Raw genomic sequence first — 14,825 nt, 5'->3', positions numbered from 1 at the left:
GTCTTGCCCTCACTGCTCTAATCTGCTTCAAAATGGACTACGATAACAATTTCGAGCCCGAAAGCCCTGACCCCTGCGAAATCTGCGGCGGGAACTTCGACGGCGCCGAGTGCGACCAGCTCTGCGAGGGCTGCGAGGGGTGCCCTGTGACCGGCGCGCCCTGTCATGCTTGCACCTGTGAGCCGGTGCTCAGCGACGAAGACCTTCACCCGCGATGCTATCACTGTGGCGGCTGGGCTGAAGAGTGCGCCAAGAATCCGGCTGCCTGCATTGCTGAAGCCGAGCGTCTCTTCGGCGCCGGCCGCTTTTAATCATTTGCCCTCACTGCTCTAATCTGCTCTAAAATGAAAGATAATGAAGCAAGCGCGGCGCCCGAAACGCCCTGCCCTATCTGCCGGCATGTCTTAGCCAGTGCTCAGCAGTATTGGCCGATTCACGATGACGTCGCGAAATGGCTCGACGCCTTCGAGTCGCGGCGCGTCGATAACCGAAACCCGGCTACCCTCGCGATTGAAGCCTCAGAGCTGCTCGCGCACATCGTTCGCAGCTACGCCAAGCTGCCCCGGTCGAAAGCTGCCGAGTCGCCCTTCTGACATGAAACTCTGCAAAACGCCGGGCTGCTGCCGGCAAGCCTACCGGGCGAAGAGCGGCTCATTCGCCTACTGCAATCCGTGCCGAGCTGAGCGCGAGAAGGCCCGCGATTTGGTCGCCTGGGCTTATCGCAAGCTGAAGAGCAACGCGAAGGGCCGGGGCTGCTTCTTCGACCTGACGCTCGATGAGTTTCGCGCCTTCTGCTATGAGACGCAGATACTGCTAGGCCGGGGCCGCACCGCGCAGAGCTACCACGTCGATAGGATAATTGACGCCGACGGCTACACGGCCGGCAACCTGCAAAAGCTCACCAATACCGAAAACCTCGCGAAAGAGATGCTGCGCCGCAAATCGGTCGCGTGGGTCAGTCGATGGGACAAATACGGCGAGCCTGAGCGCGGGGGCGTGCTGCGCGTGCTCGACTACGGCCCGCCGACCGATGACTCGGCTTTTCCTCAACCTCCTTTTTAACATTCACTTTTTCAAAACATCCAAAATGAGCCAGACTGTAACAAAAGCCCACGTTCTCGCCCAATGCGAGCGCCTTGCCAACACTAGCTATGTTCCACTACTAACAGTGCCAATTCTTTTATTTCAGCCCTTTCGCGAATACTTGCGAGATAATGCCGCACCCGAGTACCAGGCATTAAGCGAGAGACAGGCTGCGCCCGTCAAGTATTGGCGCGAGTTTATGGCGAGTCAATACTTTCCGGCATTAATGGCAGGGCTCGAAGCAACGGCTCAGCTATCGCCTGAGCCTGTCATTACTCTCGAAGATGCTCACGCTCGCGAACTAAGCGACGTTTTTTCAGAGCGCGCCCGCCAACTCAGAAAGTTCGGCCCGCAAAATCGCCCCCCTTTCGAGTGGTTTCTCATTTTGTCCGAAGAGGTCGGCGAGGTCGCGAAAGAGTGCGTCGAAATTCAATTCGATGACGCCGCCCACCCTCACGCTGACCCTGAGCGCTATTACAAAGAGCTTACTGAGGTGGCTGCTGTGGCCCTGGCTGCGATGCAGAACTTCAACCAGCGCCGAGCGTCGCAGGTATGCTTTCACCCTGAAGATGAAGGCGGCTGCAATAACTGTTCGCGGTCAATATGAGCCGCAAAACACGCACGCGCTTCGAACCAATAGGGGATTGGCTAATATCAGATGCTGAGGTAAACGGATGGTTCTGGCCTGAAATTCTGAAGAGCCGAGCCAGCCGCAGCAAGCCGGCACCCATAACCCGAAAGCGCCGCCCTTACAGATTGAAGGTGCCGCGTCGGGTAATCATCAAAAATGACGGACTACCATTCTAGCCACAGCGCCGGGCCCGGCCATTTCTTAACTATGCAACCCTCAACCCTACCAAAGTGGAACCCTGACGCGCGCCTCACGACTGAGCAGCTGCGCGAAGAGCTGAAGAAAAAGAAGCCGGGCGGCAGCTCGCCCACCTCGCAGCTGACGCGGGCCGTGCTGGCGACGCTTCACGTTCACGGCTTCAACGCCTGGCGAAACAACAACGTGGGCGTGTACGACGCCAAGCTCGGCAAGCACCGGGCGAACTCGGCGAAGAAGGGCGTCAGCGACGTCATCGGCTTTCGCGAGGGCTGCGGTCGGTGGGCTGCGGTCGAAGTGAAGGTCGGGGAAGACAAGCTCAGCGATGAGCAGACCGCCTTTCTCGCCGACATCAAAAGAGCAGGCGGCTTCGCTTTCGAGTGCCGCGACAATACCGACGCCCTGCTCATCGCACTTCGCCAATGGCTCGCCCAATTCAAGTAAACCGCGAGCTCATCATCTGTTGGCGATGCCTCGAAGAGTCGCCGGCCCTGCTCATGCCGGGCGTGCGCCTGATGAAGTGCCCGAAATGCGGCGCGCTTTTACGATAAAGCCATTTCTAAGTTGCTCTAATTAGCTCTAATCTGTACCTTCGTACAGTGCAGAAAACCAATACTTCCGAATCCGATTTTTCTCAACACGAATGCCCCCGCGAAGAGCGCGAAGCACAGGCCGCCGAGTGCCTGCGCGTCGGTGCTGCCGAGCGGGGGCATTTGCTTCCCCTGGCTGTCAAGCTCACCGGCTCGGCTGAAGACGGCATGAACCTGTATCAGCAGAAGCTTTTGGATTGTCACGACGCGATTCAGCAGGAAGGATTCAAGGGGAGCAATTACAAGTTTTATATTCTTCAGGCTATCAAATGGGGGGCCGTCGAAGAGCGGCGCCGGGCCGGCAAGCTCACGCCCCTCGAATTGGCCGAAGCCTACGACCGGCAGCTCAACAGCCCGGCCCCGCCCGAAGACGGGCTCGCCGCCCTGGCTGCCGACGTCGAGACTGAGCTCGCCACCGGCTACCACCCGGCCGACGTGACGGCTTTCCGCTTGCACGTCGCCGGCAGCACTTACCGGCAGATAGGCCAGCTCACAGGGAAAGACTACAGCTGGATTCGCCGCACCATTGTCAAAATGAAGAATGAGCTGCGCGACACGTTCGGCGCGGCCTTCTCGAATTTATCAGAGTCGGAATAATGAGCAGCGAGAAAAGCGCGTTGAGCCCGAAGCAGCTCAGCTTTGCAAAAGCTTACGCGGGCTGTCTGAATGCGACGCGGGCTGCCCTGAGCGCGGGTTATAGCGAAAAGACTGCGAGAAGTCAGGGAAGCCGACTGTTGACAAATGTTGACATACAAGCCGAAATCAAAAAACTCCTTTCTCACTCAGGTTTGAGCCCTGAAGAGATTGCTGCGCGTTGGGATAGGATTGCTACGGTTGACCTTTCCGACTTCTACACGAAGCAGCCAGTCGAGTACACGCCCCGAATCTCGAAGCCCTTAGCTCAGATTGTGGAAGAGTGCCGCGCCGACGTGGAATTTGAAGAGGCTTATGCTATCCGCTGCGAGTCGCTCATCACTGAAAAGAAGCTTCGCGAGACTTTTCGAAAGCGAATGAAGCGCGAGGCGCTGAAGCGTGAAACGTATCTGCTCAGGCTCGAAATGGAGTTAGAGCAGAATCCCGACGCCGTTCGCATTGTCGCCGGCCCGACCGTGCTGCGCGATGAGCTGCGGCTCGACTTGGTGAAGGCCGAAGCGCTCGGCGTGCTCGACCTCGTTAAATCCATCACTGAGGGGCGCGGCGGCACTTCGTTCACCCTGCGCGACCCTGATGCTGCGCTCGACAACCTCGCCAAATGGCGCGGCATGCTCACGACGAAGCTCGACGTCACCAGCGACGGCCTTCCCGTCATGACGCCCCTGCGCGCCGCGATGTCGCCTGAGCTGAAGAAGCAGCTGCTCGACGCGCGCCGGGCTGCTGCGGCTGCTCAGAAAGGGCCGGCCGATGCGTAGCCTCGACTCATTCAGCCCCGAAGAGCTCGACGCGCTACTCGAAACCGACCTCGAAGAGATTACCGACGATGAGCTTCTCGCCGATGTCTGCTTCGCCCGGTTTTACGACTTCTTTCTCGAATTCTGGCCGACTATCGAGACCGTCGAGCTAGTGCCGAATTGGCACCTCGAATACCTGTGCGACCAACTTCAGGAGGTTTTCGAGGCTTGGGAGCGCGGCGAGTCTCAGCCCGACGTGCTCATTAATATTCCACCTGGCACTTCGAAGAGCACGACTGTCACGCAGCTCTTCCCTGCCTGGCTGTGGCTGCGCGCCCCTGGCACGCGCATTATCAGCAGCAGCTTCGCGAGCAGCATCAGCGTCGGGCACGGCGTCAAAAGCCGAGACTGCCTGCGCTCTGACAAGTTTCAGCGCCTTTGGCCCGGTCGCATTCGATTCAAGGGCGACGAAGACGGGAAAATGAGTTACCGCAACACGCGCGGCGGTCAGCGATACGTCACCAGCTCAGGCGGCGCAGTGACCGGCGTACACGCTGACTTTATTCTAGTCGATGACCCGCTGAACCCGATGCTCAGCGCGAGCGATGCCAGCCTGAAGCAAGCCGCAAAGCATCTCGAAACGCTCAGCACCCGCAAAACTGACAAAGGCCGCAGCGTGACAATTATGCTCATGCAGCGCCTACATGAGAAAGACCCGGCCGGCATCTGGCTCACTCGCGGCGAGCCCCTACGTCATATCTGTTTGCCCGGCGAGCTGACGCCCGACCCGAAGACCGGCGAGCTCGGCTTCAATGTAAAGCCGAAGCATCTAGTCAAAAAGTACATCAACGGACTGCTCGACGTTTTGCGACTGGCTCGCCCGGCCCTGGCTAAGCTGAAGCTCGCGCTTGGCTCTTATGGCTATTCAGGGCAGATACTTCAGCAGCCCTCACCGGAAGAAGGCGGTCGCATCAAAAAGAGATGGTTCCGCTCAATGAGCTGGCCTGCTTTTCTCGAAAACGTGCCGGGCGCAAAAACAGCGGTATGGCATGCCGACGGGGACACGGCTTATACCGAAGAGCAGAAAAACGACCCTAGCGCAGTCATGGTCTCGACTGTGCTACAGAATACGCTTTACGTGCGCTACTCAGGCGAATTCACGCTCGAAGCGCCTGAGCTGCTCGCCAAGCTACCGCAGCTGCTAAAAGATAACGGCTTCGGCATGCTCTCTAAGTTCTACATCGAGCCCAAAGCAAGCGGCAAAACCATTGTGCAAATGCTGCGCGTGCAAACGAAGCTGAACATTGTCGAGGCGCCCCCGCCGATGGGTGGCAAAACTGAGCGGGTGAACGCTTCGACGCCCTTCATCGAAGCCGGCCGCGTCGTGCTGCTCGATGGAAGTTGGAATGAAGCGCTCATCAATCAGTGCGCAGCCTTTCCGAACGCTGCCCACGATGACAGACTCGACAACCTCACGCAAGCCATTGCGCGCGCCACGAAGCCGCAGGCCGGCCTTAGCTACGCTTAACGATGAACGGAATCAACCAACAGCACCGCGAGCGCCGGGCGTGCCGAAAGAAGCGCTTCAAGCAGTCAAAAGCGAAGCAGGTAGTCAGAGACGCCAAGCGCAGCGGCCGGGCCAACCGGCGCGAGTGCCGGCATTACTACTGCGAGCGCTGCTTCGGCTGGCATACCACCTCGCAGGCATCGACTGAGCTCATCGACGTTTTCAATTAATCACTTTTTCAAACTTCAGCATGACAATTCAAGCCCTCATTTTCCTCTTTTTAGTCGCTATCAGCCTGCTCGCTTCGGCCAACCTTCACGGCAAGCCTAAGACTGGCACGCATAGTTTTTGGCAGTCGCTCATCAGCAATGCCCTCATGTTTTGGCTGCTCTATTCGGCCGGCTTTTTCACTGCTCACTAATCCCACAAATGGAAGTCACTAACGAAATAAAAGACGCCCTGAAGCAATTCGCCGACCGGCTGCCGAGCACTGAGCACGTCGAGAAAGCGCCCCGGCTCGGCGCCGAGTTGATAAAGAAGTACGGCGGCAAGCTGAAGCAGCCCGACGGCAGCCCCCTCAACCCTACGCACCGCTATCGCATCGGCGGCGGCGACGTTGCCGTGAACCACTATAAACGGCTGCTGCGCGTTTTCGAGACTGAAGGCATGCCCGGCGTGGTGGAATACCTTCAGCCCTACGAAGCATTTCTTCATACGCCCGACTCTGAAGCGCAGGCGCAGGCCGAAGCAGCGGCGCTCGCCCTGGCGATGGCGCCTGATGTTGCCCCGGTCGATAAGCCGACCGGCCCGCGCCTGGCTGAAGGCTTCCCCGAAGGTCGATTTGAGATGAACTGCTCGACCTGCCCGCTGAGCACCTGCTCGGCGTCGTGCTCGGCTGAAGCGCACACGCCGGCCCCGGCCCCGAAGGTGAAGAAGCGCAAAGCCGGTCGCGTGGCTGTCATCAGCAAAAGCATCGCCGAGTAATGCGCGAAATCAGAATCAAAGAGACGCCGGCCGCGATGTTTATCGGCGAGCCCGTCATTCATATCGGCCGGCTGCCTGAGCGCTGGCCTGAAGTCGCGCTCGCGCCCTACTCGCAGCTACGGGCCGCGATGGCAGCCAACAGCGAGACCGGCAAAATCAAGGCGACGGCCCTCATCTGCGGCATCGAGCCCGATATTCTACTCGCTGATGTCGGCATGTACGGCGTCATCTATGAAGCGGCGACCTGGCTATTCGAGCAGGAACCACCGCACCCGGCGCAGCGGCTCGAAACCCTCACGCATCAGGGCGTGACTTATCGCTTCGTCGGCGACCTGCACAAGATAAACGCCGGTCAGCTCGAAGCGCTGCTCGACTTCATTGCCGAGAATGCTGCGGCCCCGGTGCTCAGCGCGCCTCACCTGCTCGCCGTGCTCTTCATGCCGGTCGATGCCGCTGAGCAGTCGGCCGAAGTGGTGAGCGCCGCTGCTGAAGCCTTCGCCTCGCTGCCGGTTTCGGTCGCGTGGCCGGTGCTGCTGGATTTTTTACGGAGTGGAGCGAGCGCCGCCCTTCATATCCGAAACTCTTCGGCGCTCCACCAAACGACCGCGCAGCTGCTCACGACAATCGAGCAGGCCGTCAGCAGCCCGCCGACGGCTGGGGGTTCTTTCACGTTATCGTTGAAGCTGCGGCGCAGTCGAAATAGGCTACCATCAGACCAGAACTGACGCCAAACTTTTCGTAGCTTGGCGTCCATGATGGACAAAGAAATCGTTTTCAAAGAAATTCGGAAGGGCCGCGCACTCCTCTGGGCAGGAGCAGGGTTTTCACGCTACGCAGATTATCCGATGGGCGCAGGGGTAGTAGAAGCACTTTACAAAGAGCTAACGCCCACACAACAGAAAGACTTGGCAGAAGAACTTGGGCAAGAAAAGCCTGAATGCCCCAATACAATGCCATTGCCAAAGTTTGCGCAATATTTCATTGATTTAAATGGAGGTAACCGTAATTATCTTATTGAAATTCTGGATAGAATATTTTCTGCGCAGCCGTCAAGAAAGGATGTTCATGAGCAGCTAGCCCGCATAGCATATTTCGACTACATAGTTACTACTAATTACGACCCTCTCTTCGAGCTAGTGTATCAACCGCATCAACTCCATGTGGTCAGACAGGCTAACCAAATACCTCAAATTGGCAACAAAAAGGTCACGCTTTTTAAAATCCACGGACAGCCCAGCGTACCAGAAAGTGTGATTATATCGGAAGACGATTATAATGCATTTTGGAATAGAGCAGATGATATAGTTTGGACTTATTTAAAGGGGTTGATGTCTAATCGCACAATCGTGTTCATTGGCTATGCGGTTGAAGACCCCAATATCCTAACTATACTCGATAAAATCGTTGAAAAATTAGGCAAACTTATGAAGCCAGCGTATGTCGTTGGCCCGTCCATTAGCACGCTCAGACAGGAGCGTTTGAAGCAAAATAATATATATTTTATAAAGGCCACAGGAGAAGAATTTGTTGCTGAATTATGGACTTACATTCAGCGCACGGCTTTGGCAGAGTTATCGAATGATGGTATCGAGGCCGTTGTTCCACTTGGTCAAACATTGTCTAATTTGGGTATTGATTTCTCAGTAAAATTGGATGGGTCAAAGCCAACAATTGGCTCTTTGAAGAATCAAAATGGGCCAACTCGCTCGCAGTTCAAGATTTCATCTGCATCTGATGAAGTTAAAAAGGCGTTAGATGATTTACAATCAGGGCGTTCCCTCAAGCCAGTACGAATCAACATTGATGCAATGAATCAATTCACGCATACGGTGGAGGGATTTACATTGCCAAACGATGATGTTGTAGCGCTATGGATAGCACGAGCACCGGGTTGGGAAGGGAATGTCGGTATACGCCTCGACAATGGGGTTCTAATTTCTGACGTCCTTATCAAAGCATATCGCACCGAAGAAGCCTTGCAACTTGTCGTATTAACCACTGCTTCCCGCCTTGAGCTAATCGTTCGTATAGATAAGACTAATAAAAGATTTAACGTCAAAGCTTATTTAGACAGCCGCCACAATACCTACCCCAATATTATGTATTTGCTTGAGCATGCATACATAATGCACACGTTAGATAGGGATAAAATTTTCAGTGTAATCCATCAGGGTCAAACTGTGTGGAGCAATGAACACATGAAGATGAAGGGCAGAGGTTCTTCGCCCGATGACGGGGAGCAACTTATTGCTATGATAGAAATGCTGCCTAAAATCGAGCAGGAGTTTGGTATTATATTTCAGAATGTGGCCTTAGACGGCCAAATCATGCAAGATATTATCGACCTTAACTATATTCTCACCCACAAGCCTGTTAATTTGACAGTCAAAGAAAGTATGAGCTTTCAATTTGACGGGAATAACGAGCAGATAGCGGCAATTCGCCCCGGCAAGTCTGCTTTAATAACTGATGAAATAGTTATGACAGCGGAACACACTAGGGACTTCCATATTTTAGGATGGCATTTGCGGGTGTCATGGGAGGAAAACGATACCGTTGTACAACCTATATGCAGAAATATGGGCAAAGGTGAGTATAAGATTAAGAGCAAAACCAAACAGCTTGTGCGCGAAGTAATTAATATTAGGAGCAAGGAGGTTGTGAAAGCTCCTGATTGGCATGAACCACCTGTTCTATCTGAGGCGGATTTACTTGAGGAAGCGCAACCCCGGCATTAAAGCCGATTCACAACTTAAAAAAGCCCCGACCCTCACCGGCCGGGGCTTTTTCATGCTCTTCTATCGACAGATGCGAGCCAACGCCCCGAAGAAATAGCCACAAAAGCAGCAGGCGTCATTTCTTAGGTATGAGCAAAATCACCATTACTGACGAAAGCGGCGCCAAATGCACCGGCCGTCTCCCTAGCAGTTGGGCCGACGTAAGCCTCGCCCAATATGCCGCCCTCGCCGCCGCCGCGAATTGGCCCGACCGCTGCCGCGCCCTCGCCGCCCTGTGCGACTTGCCCGCGCAGCCGTTTTTAGATGACGTGAGCCTGTGCCTGCCGATTCTGCGCGGCGCGCCGTTTTTGCTCGATGGGCCGCTGCCCATGCCCGGCACTGACGGCGACACTTCTTTTCGACACGCCGGCACGACCTACGTGCCGGCCCCGGCGGACCTCGACAAGATTGCTGGCGCGCAGCTCGAAGCGCTGTTGAATTTTTTGCTCGAGCACGACGGCAATGCCCTGGCCTGCGCCCCGGCTCTGCTCGCTGTGCTCTACAAGCCGGCCGGCAAGAAGCCGCTCTTCGGCCCGGCGCCCGACGTGCCCCTAACGGCCGACGTGGTCGAAGCCTCTGCCCGCGCGTTTGAATCGCTGCCCATGTCGGTGGCCTGGCCCCTGATTGGAAATTTTCTCTCGCGCTCAGCCGCTACCGCGACCAGTATCGCGAAGTTTTTGGCCGTGCAGCCCGCCGCCGAACAGCTGCTGAGCGCGATGGAAACCCACTTGACGACTTCGGGCCGGTCGGGCTTCTGCTGGAATTTTGCCGCGTGGGCGCTTGTGCGCTGGACGAAGCGCGTGCGAAACCGGCTGACGATATCCTCACTACCCTTTGCTTTTACCGGGCCGCTGACGAGCAGCAGCAGCGCGCCCACAGCCCCGGCCCGCGATGAGTAATACCACCAAGACCTATCGGATTGAGATAGAAATGTCGGCCGCGCAGCAGGCGTTGGCCGATACCACCAAGAAGCTCGCCGCCCTCGATAAGCAACTCGAAGGGCTCGATTCGGGCAGCGACGCGGCGAAGAAAATCACAGCCGACATGGCGAAGCTTGTCGGCGAAATCGAGCGATTGGAGCAGAGCACCGAAGGTTTTGCCGCGAAGCTCGACGGCCTGAAGCCCGGCACCGTGTCGGCGCTCGAAGCCGAGATTGAAGAATTGGAAGCTGCCTTTCGCCGGGCCACCATCGGCACCGAAGAATACGAGCAGGCGTTTTTAAAGCTGGGCAGCGCCAAGGGGCAGCTTAAGACCATTGAAGACGGATTGGACGCGCTCGCGCCCAAAGAGCGCGCCGCCGCCTTCGTGGACATGGCTTCGGGTTTGGCCGGGGCCGTGGGCGTGGTGGCCATCGCCGGCCAAACGTTCGGCTTGTCGGCCGACAAAGCCGCCGAGTACGAAGCCAAAATGCAAACGGTGGTGGCGATTACCAGCTCATTCGAAGCCATTTCCAAAGCCCTCAACAGCGAGAGCCGGGCCAACCTGAGCAGCTTGCTCAACACGGCTAAAGCTTACCTGACCGGGGGCGAGGCCGCTACCACCGGGGGCAAAGCCGCGCGCCTGGCTATCGCCGGCACCGGCATCGGCCTGCTCATCATCGCCCTCGCCTACGTCGTGACTAATTGGGAGAAGCTGACGAAAACTGTAGTCGGCAGTGAGGCCGGCTTCGCGAAGGTAAAAGCCACCGCGAGCGGCCTATTTGATGGATTGGTAGCGTCGGTGAAGGTGGGCGCGGAGGCGATTACCAAATTCGTGACCGGCGACTTCAGCGGGGCCGCGAATGCGATGCGTGGGGCCGGTAAAAAGATTGGCGACGCGTACCGAGCCGGTTTCGAAAGCTCACTTTTCGAGGGCTACAAAGTCATTTTGCAAAAGCAGATTGACTACAACGAGCAGCTGCTCAAAATTCAGGAAGCTTCGGGCAGGAACACCTTTGCTTTACAGCGGAAAATCTTGCTCGACCGCATCGTAGTCGCGAAGGAGAGCAATGAGCAGGAGAAGAAAGACAAGCTCGCGCTCATCGGCGACTTGGCGACGCTCGACCGCACCGAACAAGTTCGGCAGAAGAAAGCGGCTGTCGATGCTGCGCAGGCTCGGCTTGAGGCTGTGATTGCCGTCGAGCAGGCGAAGGGAAATGAGATTTACAAATATCAGTTACAATCCGAAGGGCGAAGGTTGGCAGCTCTGAAAGCCGCAGCCCAACCCAACGAAGCGGAAATCATTGCTCAGCAGGGCCGAATTGCCGCCCTCACAGCAACCCATGAGCAAGAGCAGACCGCGAAGCACCGGGCGGCGTTGGTAGAACGGCAGCAGGCCGAAATCGCGCTGCTCGAAGCGCAGGGGCAGTACACGCTAGACCTGAAGATTCAGAACGCGCGCGAGCTGCTCGCCCTCGACACCGGCACCAACGACAAAGCCCTCGCGCAGAAGCGGGCCGACACCGACGCGCTGAACTTACTCTTAGTCGAGCAGGCCAACTTTGAGCAAGACATTCAACAGAAGAATTTCGAGCAGCAGCAGGACGAACAGGGCCGCATGGCCGAACGAACGGCCGGCTTCTACAGCGATACAACGGCGTGGAGCGAGGCGTTCGTCCAACGAATGAACGAGCTCGCGAAGCGGCCCTTCAACCTGGGCGCGACCATCCTCGAAAAGCTCTTCGGCGTAAAGCCCGAAGACGTGGAGAAGGTGAAGGGGCAAATCAATGAAGCCGCCGCCGCCATCGCCCAAACCGCGCAGCAAATCAGCAACGCCGTCGTGGGCGCGGCCCTGAGCGCAGTCGATGCGCAGCTCGAAGCCACGCGCAATCAGCTCAGCTTGCTTGACCAACAGTTGCAAGCCAGTCAGAGCGCCGCCGAGAAATCGGAAGAGGAAGCGGGCAAGAGCAGCGGCGCACGGCGCGATTACTACCTCGCGCAGCTCGGCAAGCAGCGGGCCGAAACCGACCGGCTCGCGGCTGCGAAGCGCAAAGCCGCCGAAGAGGAAAAGAAGCAGCTCAAAGAGCAACAGCAACTGCAAAAGGAAGGGCAGCGCGTCGCTCTGGCTCTGACGGCAGCCACGGCTATACAAGCCGCTGTGCAGGCCATCGCGCAGGCGGCAGCGATTCCCTTCCCGGCCAACATTCCGGCCATCATTGTGGCCGGCGCGACGGTGGCGAGCGGCGTCTTCGCGGCGAAGGCACTCGGCGACACCTTCGCCGACGGGGGCGTGGTGGACGGACCGCGTCATGCGCAGGGCGGCGTACAGCTCTGGCACCAGAGCGGGGCGCACCTGGGCGAAATGGAGGGGGGCGAGCACATCACCAACCGGCAGGCCACGGCCAATAACTTGGGTTGGCTCGACTTCATCAACACCGCCGGCCGGGCCCGGCCGCTCACGGCCATCGACTTTAGCCAATTCACGTTGCCCTACGAAATAGCGCCGCCCCCGGCCGGCTACTACCCCGGCCACTACGCCAACGGCGGCACCTTGCCCACCGGGGGCGAGCTGGCAGGAAGCGGCCCCGGCGCGTCAGACTTATCAGCTCGCATGGGGGCGCTAGAAGCGCAGGCCGCGCGCACTAATCAGCTGCTAGAGCAGGTAGTACAGCATGTGAGCGATACGTCCGATAGCAACAAACAAATTGCCGGCTATGGTCCTGCTGTGCTTGAATTTGGCTACGATGCCGAGCTGAAGCGCCAGAAGCTTGTCAAAGGGGTGGAAGATGCGAAAGCATCGGCCGGATGGGGTTAGAAGGCAGATAAAGCCTTTACAAGCCGCTTTCGCAACTCTGCGAGGGCGGCTTGTTTGTTTGTGTCGGGCGTGGTTAGGTGGTGTTCAAGTGGCGTAGAATCTTCGTCACTTCTTTTGGCGAGTGTGAAGTCTGAAATGCTATAGGAAAGCCCTGCCTTCGCAGAAGTCAGCTTCACCATGTATAGCAATCGATAACCCTCGCCTTCTTTGCCCTGCTCAATCGCTGTTATCGTGGGCAACTGCGCATAGGTCAGCAGCGACTTCGAAACCATCGTTCGTACTTCTTCGGCTACCTGGGCGGGCGTCGAGTCGGTGAGCTTCGCCAGATACCAGCGCTTCACCAGCGCCTGCCGTTGGGCATCGGTTTTTGTCGTGGTAGGCCACGGCAGCACGCCCGTAAACTCTACCTTGCCAGTTTTGGGATTACGGGGCCACTCTTGGGCATGAGTAGTGAGCGTGAGCAGGCAGAGCAGGGCGGCAAGTGGTGTTTTCATGCCTGAAATCTACAAAAAAGCCCCAGCATCAATGCTGGGGCCTTGCTAGAAAGGATGGAACCGTTATTCTTTATCCTTCGCTGAGTTATTAGTAAGCCTGCTAAAAAAGAACCCGTCAACTGCCGAGATTCGCCCCCGCCACAGTGTGCTCAAATTTGCCAATTGCGCTGAGCCGCTGAAGGTACAATCCTCCAAATGAATGTAAGAAGTAGTCTCCGGGCTAAATGTTTTGGCTTCGCGTTTTCGACGGTATGTCTCACCAAAGGAGCCATAGTATTTTCTTAGTATCGCGGCGCTCTTCTCATCATCGCCAGCAGCAGCAGCCATTTTTTCAGCCAGCTTGTCAAAATACGCATCGCCCGAAATAATCGTGCCGCTTACCAGCAGCCCCCCTATTTGCAAGGCAATGCCCACATTTTTCATGTAGCCTTCATTTACAATGCAGACGATGTTTTGCAGAAAGCCATCGTTTTCCTCGTGCGGGGCAGGCGCCGGTTTGGCAGTTGTCAACTCCTCATTAGAAGCGCTTTCATCGGCAGGTTCTTGTTGCATCTTGTGGGCGAAATATTGGTGAGATTGTAGAAGACTAAGTTACGAAAAAGAACAGTCAATCGGCCGTCTTCGTGCCTATTGGCTAATTATCTATAGGTTTTTGAATCCGATAGCTACAAAACAGTTCCTCGCCAGTACATAGTAATGGCACAGCAACCCCAACGCCTTCCACACCACGGCGACCATCAACCATCGCGCTGCTATTCTGAGTCGTATTTCAAGCTCGATAGTGTTACTGAAAATCATGTCTGGCATAATCGGCTTTCATTCTGTCTGCATATAGAAAGTATAGATTTTCGTATTCATAGCCTGCGGATGTTTTATTAAAGTTTATGTACCCCGCTACCTCACCCTCTATCCCAAGTTGCTGCTGAAGAAGCTCGATTCTGTCGCTATTGAACAACAGAGTAGATATTCTGCCTGAGTGGAAGAATTTCTTCGATTCCTGGTTGATTGTTGCAGTTTGAGCATACTTATTTAGACCTCTGAAGAATAGTTCTATCGGGGCAACATTCTTAGCGGACTCTTCTTTAAAGAAGAAACATGTTATAGTATTAATCTGTCTGCTTATAGTTGTATCACCAGCAAGTCGCATAGAACTGATATTTTCCATTGCTAATTGAGAGAATTTTAACGTGCCCATGGATGCATTGCCCAGCTTTCCTAAAGCACTATGGAACAACACATAAACAGTTTTATTACGCACTTTAAAGGTAGAAACGGAAAGAATCTGATTTTCGGTTAATTCACTAAAGATTATTTGCGCTTTGATTGGAGACCTGAATAAAGCTAAAACCGATGGAAGCTGCACACCCACTGTACGCTTCCCTAAATAGGAGGCCAGTTGTGAGTAGAGAAAAGCGTATTTTCACTACCTGACACCTGCACGATG

17 protein-coding genes are annotated in these 14,825 nt (G+C 56.0%); 14 read left to right on the top strand and 3 right to left on the bottom strand.

The genetic code is table 11. The features are described 5' to 3' along the window. Positions 1-32: 32 nt before the first annotated feature. The 14 genes from Q5H92_RS26420 to Q5H92_RS26355 all read left to right on the top strand — a co-directional run bounded on the left by Q5H92_RS26420 (position 33) and on the right by Q5H92_RS26355 (position 12,887). On the top strand, positions 33-311 hold the full coding sequence (locus Q5H92_RS26420) for a hypothetical protein (protein ID WP_305014580.1): 279 nt from the start codon (positions 33-35) through the stop codon (positions 309-311). A 33-nt stretch (positions 312-344) separates the two neighbouring features. After that, the gene (locus Q5H92_RS26415; RefSeq protein WP_305014579.1) at positions 345-593 is read left to right on the top strand and encodes a hypothetical protein; all 249 of its coding nucleotides are present in this window, start codon (positions 345-347) and stop codon (positions 591-593) included. A 1-nt stretch (position 594) separates the two neighbouring features. Next, a complete protein-coding gene (locus Q5H92_RS26410; protein ID WP_305014578.1) occupies positions 595-1,062 on the top strand; it encodes a hypothetical protein in 468 nt (155 codons plus the stop codon). Positions 1,063-1,087: 25 nt separating this feature from the next. Further along, a complete protein-coding gene (locus Q5H92_RS26405) occupies positions 1,088-1,690 on the top strand; it encodes a nucleoside triphosphate pyrophosphohydrolase family protein (RefSeq protein ID WP_305014577.1) in 603 nt (200 codons plus the stop codon). A 231-nt stretch (positions 1,691-1,921) separates the two neighbouring features. Then, positions 1,922-2,353 carry a VRR-NUC domain-containing protein gene (locus Q5H92_RS26400; RefSeq protein WP_305014576.1) on the top strand — a complete coding sequence of 144 codons (432 nt, stop codon included), beginning with the start codon at positions 1,922-1,924 and terminating at the stop codon, positions 2,351-2,353. Positions 2,354-2,508: 155 nt separating this feature from the next. After that, entirely contained in the window at positions 2,509-3,096 is a 588-nt protein-coding gene (locus Q5H92_RS26395) for a hypothetical protein (protein WP_305014575.1), read from the top strand. Continuing rightward, entirely contained in the window at positions 3,096-3,908 is an 813-nt protein-coding gene (locus Q5H92_RS26390) for a terminase small subunit (protein ID WP_305014574.1), read from the top strand. Before Q5H92_RS26395 ends, Q5H92_RS26390 begins: the two co-directional genes overlap by 1 nt. Beyond that, positions 3,901-5,415 (top strand): phage terminase large subunit, encoded by a 1,515-nt coding sequence (gene terL, locus Q5H92_RS26385; protein WP_305014573.1) that lies wholly within the window; start codon positions 3,901-3,903, stop codon positions 5,413-5,415. The genes Q5H92_RS26390 and terL overlap by 8 nt, the downstream gene beginning before the upstream one ends. A 2-nt stretch (positions 5,416-5,417) precedes the next feature. Further along, complete coding sequence (locus tag Q5H92_RS26380) at positions 5,418-5,624, top strand: hypothetical protein (RefSeq protein ID WP_305014572.1); 207 nt, start codon at positions 5,418-5,420, stop codon at positions 5,622-5,624. Positions 5,625-5,823: 199 nt separating this feature from the next. Further along, complete coding sequence (locus tag Q5H92_RS26375; protein ID WP_305014571.1) at positions 5,824-6,378, top strand: hypothetical protein; 555 nt, start codon at positions 5,824-5,826, stop codon at positions 6,376-6,378. Beyond that, a complete protein-coding gene (locus tag Q5H92_RS26370; RefSeq protein ID WP_305014570.1) occupies positions 6,378-7,103 on the top strand; it encodes a hypothetical protein in 726 nt (241 codons plus the stop codon). Before Q5H92_RS26375 ends, Q5H92_RS26370 begins: the two co-directional genes overlap by 1 nt. A 27-nt stretch (positions 7,104-7,130) precedes the next feature. After that, positions 7,131-9,116, top strand: coding sequence for an SIR2 family NAD-dependent protein deacylase (locus Q5H92_RS26365; protein WP_305014569.1), 1,986 nt, complete (start codon positions 7,131-7,133; stop codon positions 9,114-9,116). A 128-nt stretch (positions 9,117-9,244) separates the two neighbouring features. Continuing rightward, positions 9,245-10,054 (top strand): hypothetical protein, encoded by an 810-nt coding sequence (locus Q5H92_RS26360; RefSeq protein WP_305014568.1) that lies wholly within the window; start codon positions 9,245-9,247, stop codon positions 10,052-10,054. Beyond that, positions 10,047-12,887, top strand: coding sequence for a hypothetical protein (locus Q5H92_RS26355; RefSeq protein ID WP_305014567.1), 2,841 nt, complete (start codon positions 10,047-10,049; stop codon positions 12,885-12,887). Before Q5H92_RS26360 ends, Q5H92_RS26355 begins: the two co-directional genes overlap by 8 nt. Here Q5H92_RS26355 and Q5H92_RS26350 read toward each other — a convergent pair. The 3 genes from Q5H92_RS26350 to Q5H92_RS26340 all read right to left on the bottom strand — a co-directional run bounded on the left by Q5H92_RS26350 (position 12,884) and on the right by Q5H92_RS26340 (position 14,750). After that, positions 12,884-13,381 carry a hypothetical protein gene (locus Q5H92_RS26350; protein ID WP_305014566.1) on the bottom strand — a complete coding sequence of 166 codons (498 nt, stop codon included), beginning with the start codon at positions 13,379-13,381 and terminating at the stop codon, positions 12,884-12,886. The genes Q5H92_RS26355 and Q5H92_RS26350 overlap by 4 nt on opposite strands. 63 nt (positions 13,382-13,444) lie before the next feature. Beyond that, the gene (locus Q5H92_RS26345; RefSeq protein WP_305014565.1) at positions 13,445-13,933 is read right to left on the bottom strand and encodes a GvpU-like protein; all 489 of its coding nucleotides are present in this window, start codon (positions 13,931-13,933) and stop codon (positions 13,445-13,447) included. 232 nt (positions 13,934-14,165) lie between these two features. Then, complete coding sequence (locus Q5H92_RS26340; protein WP_305014564.1) at positions 14,166-14,750, bottom strand: hypothetical protein; 585 nt, start codon at positions 14,748-14,750, stop codon at positions 14,166-14,168. Positions 14,751-14,825: the final 75 nt, after the last annotated feature.

The sequence above is a fragment of the Hymenobacter mellowenesis genome (genome assembly GCF_030581005.1).
Classification (GTDB): domain Bacteria; phylum Bacteroidota; class Bacteroidia; order Cytophagales; family Hymenobacteraceae; genus Hymenobacter; species Hymenobacter mellowenesis.
The sequence above is the reverse complement of the archived record's forward strand: the minus strand, read 5'-3'. Positions and strand labels throughout refer to the sequence as shown.

Coding starts and splice junctions, on each gene's coding strand:
- Q5H92_RS26380 (WP_305014572.1), top strand. CDS start 5,418: ATGAACGGAATCAACCAACAGCACCGCGAGCGCCGGGCGTGCCGAAAG.
- Q5H92_RS26405 (WP_305014577.1), top strand. CDS start 1,088: ATGAGCCAGACTGTAACAAAAGCCCACGTTCTCGCCCAATGCGAGCGC.
- Q5H92_RS26390 (WP_305014574.1), top strand. CDS start 3,096: ATGAGCAGCGAGAAAAGCGCGTTGAGCCCGAAGCAGCTCAGCTTTGCA.
- Q5H92_RS26370 (WP_305014570.1), top strand. CDS start 6,378: ATGCGCGAAATCAGAATCAAAGAGACGCCGGCCGCGATGTTTATCGGC.
- terL (WP_305014573.1), top strand. CDS start 3,901: ATGCGTAGCCTCGACTCATTCAGCCCCGAAGAGCTCGACGCGCTACTC.
- Q5H92_RS26420 (WP_305014580.1), top strand. CDS start 33: ATGGACTACGATAACAATTTCGAGCCCGAAAGCCCTGACCCCTGCGAA.
- Q5H92_RS26345 (WP_305014565.1), bottom strand. CDS start 13,933: ATGCAACAAGAACCTGCCGATGAAAGCGCTTCTAATGAGGAGTTGACA.
- Q5H92_RS26415 (WP_305014579.1), top strand. CDS start 345: ATGAAAGATAATGAAGCAAGCGCGGCGCCCGAAACGCCCTGCCCTATC.
- Q5H92_RS26365 (WP_305014569.1), top strand. CDS start 7,131: ATGATGGACAAAGAAATCGTTTTCAAAGAAATTCGGAAGGGCCGCGCA.
- Q5H92_RS26350 (WP_305014566.1), bottom strand. CDS start 13,381: ATGAAAACACCACTTGCCGCCCTGCTCTGCCTGCTCACGCTCACTACT.
- Q5H92_RS26360 (WP_305014568.1), top strand. CDS start 9,245: ATGAGCAAAATCACCATTACTGACGAAAGCGGCGCCAAATGCACCGGC.
- Q5H92_RS26355 (WP_305014567.1), top strand. CDS start 10,047: ATGAGTAATACCACCAAGACCTATCGGATTGAGATAGAAATGTCGGCC.
- Q5H92_RS26400 (WP_305014576.1), top strand. CDS start 1,922: ATGCAACCCTCAACCCTACCAAAGTGGAACCCTGACGCGCGCCTCACG.
- Q5H92_RS26410 (WP_305014578.1), top strand. CDS start 595: ATGAAACTCTGCAAAACGCCGGGCTGCTGCCGGCAAGCCTACCGGGCG.
- Q5H92_RS26375 (WP_305014571.1), top strand. CDS start 5,824: ATGGAAGTCACTAACGAAATAAAAGACGCCCTGAAGCAATTCGCCGAC.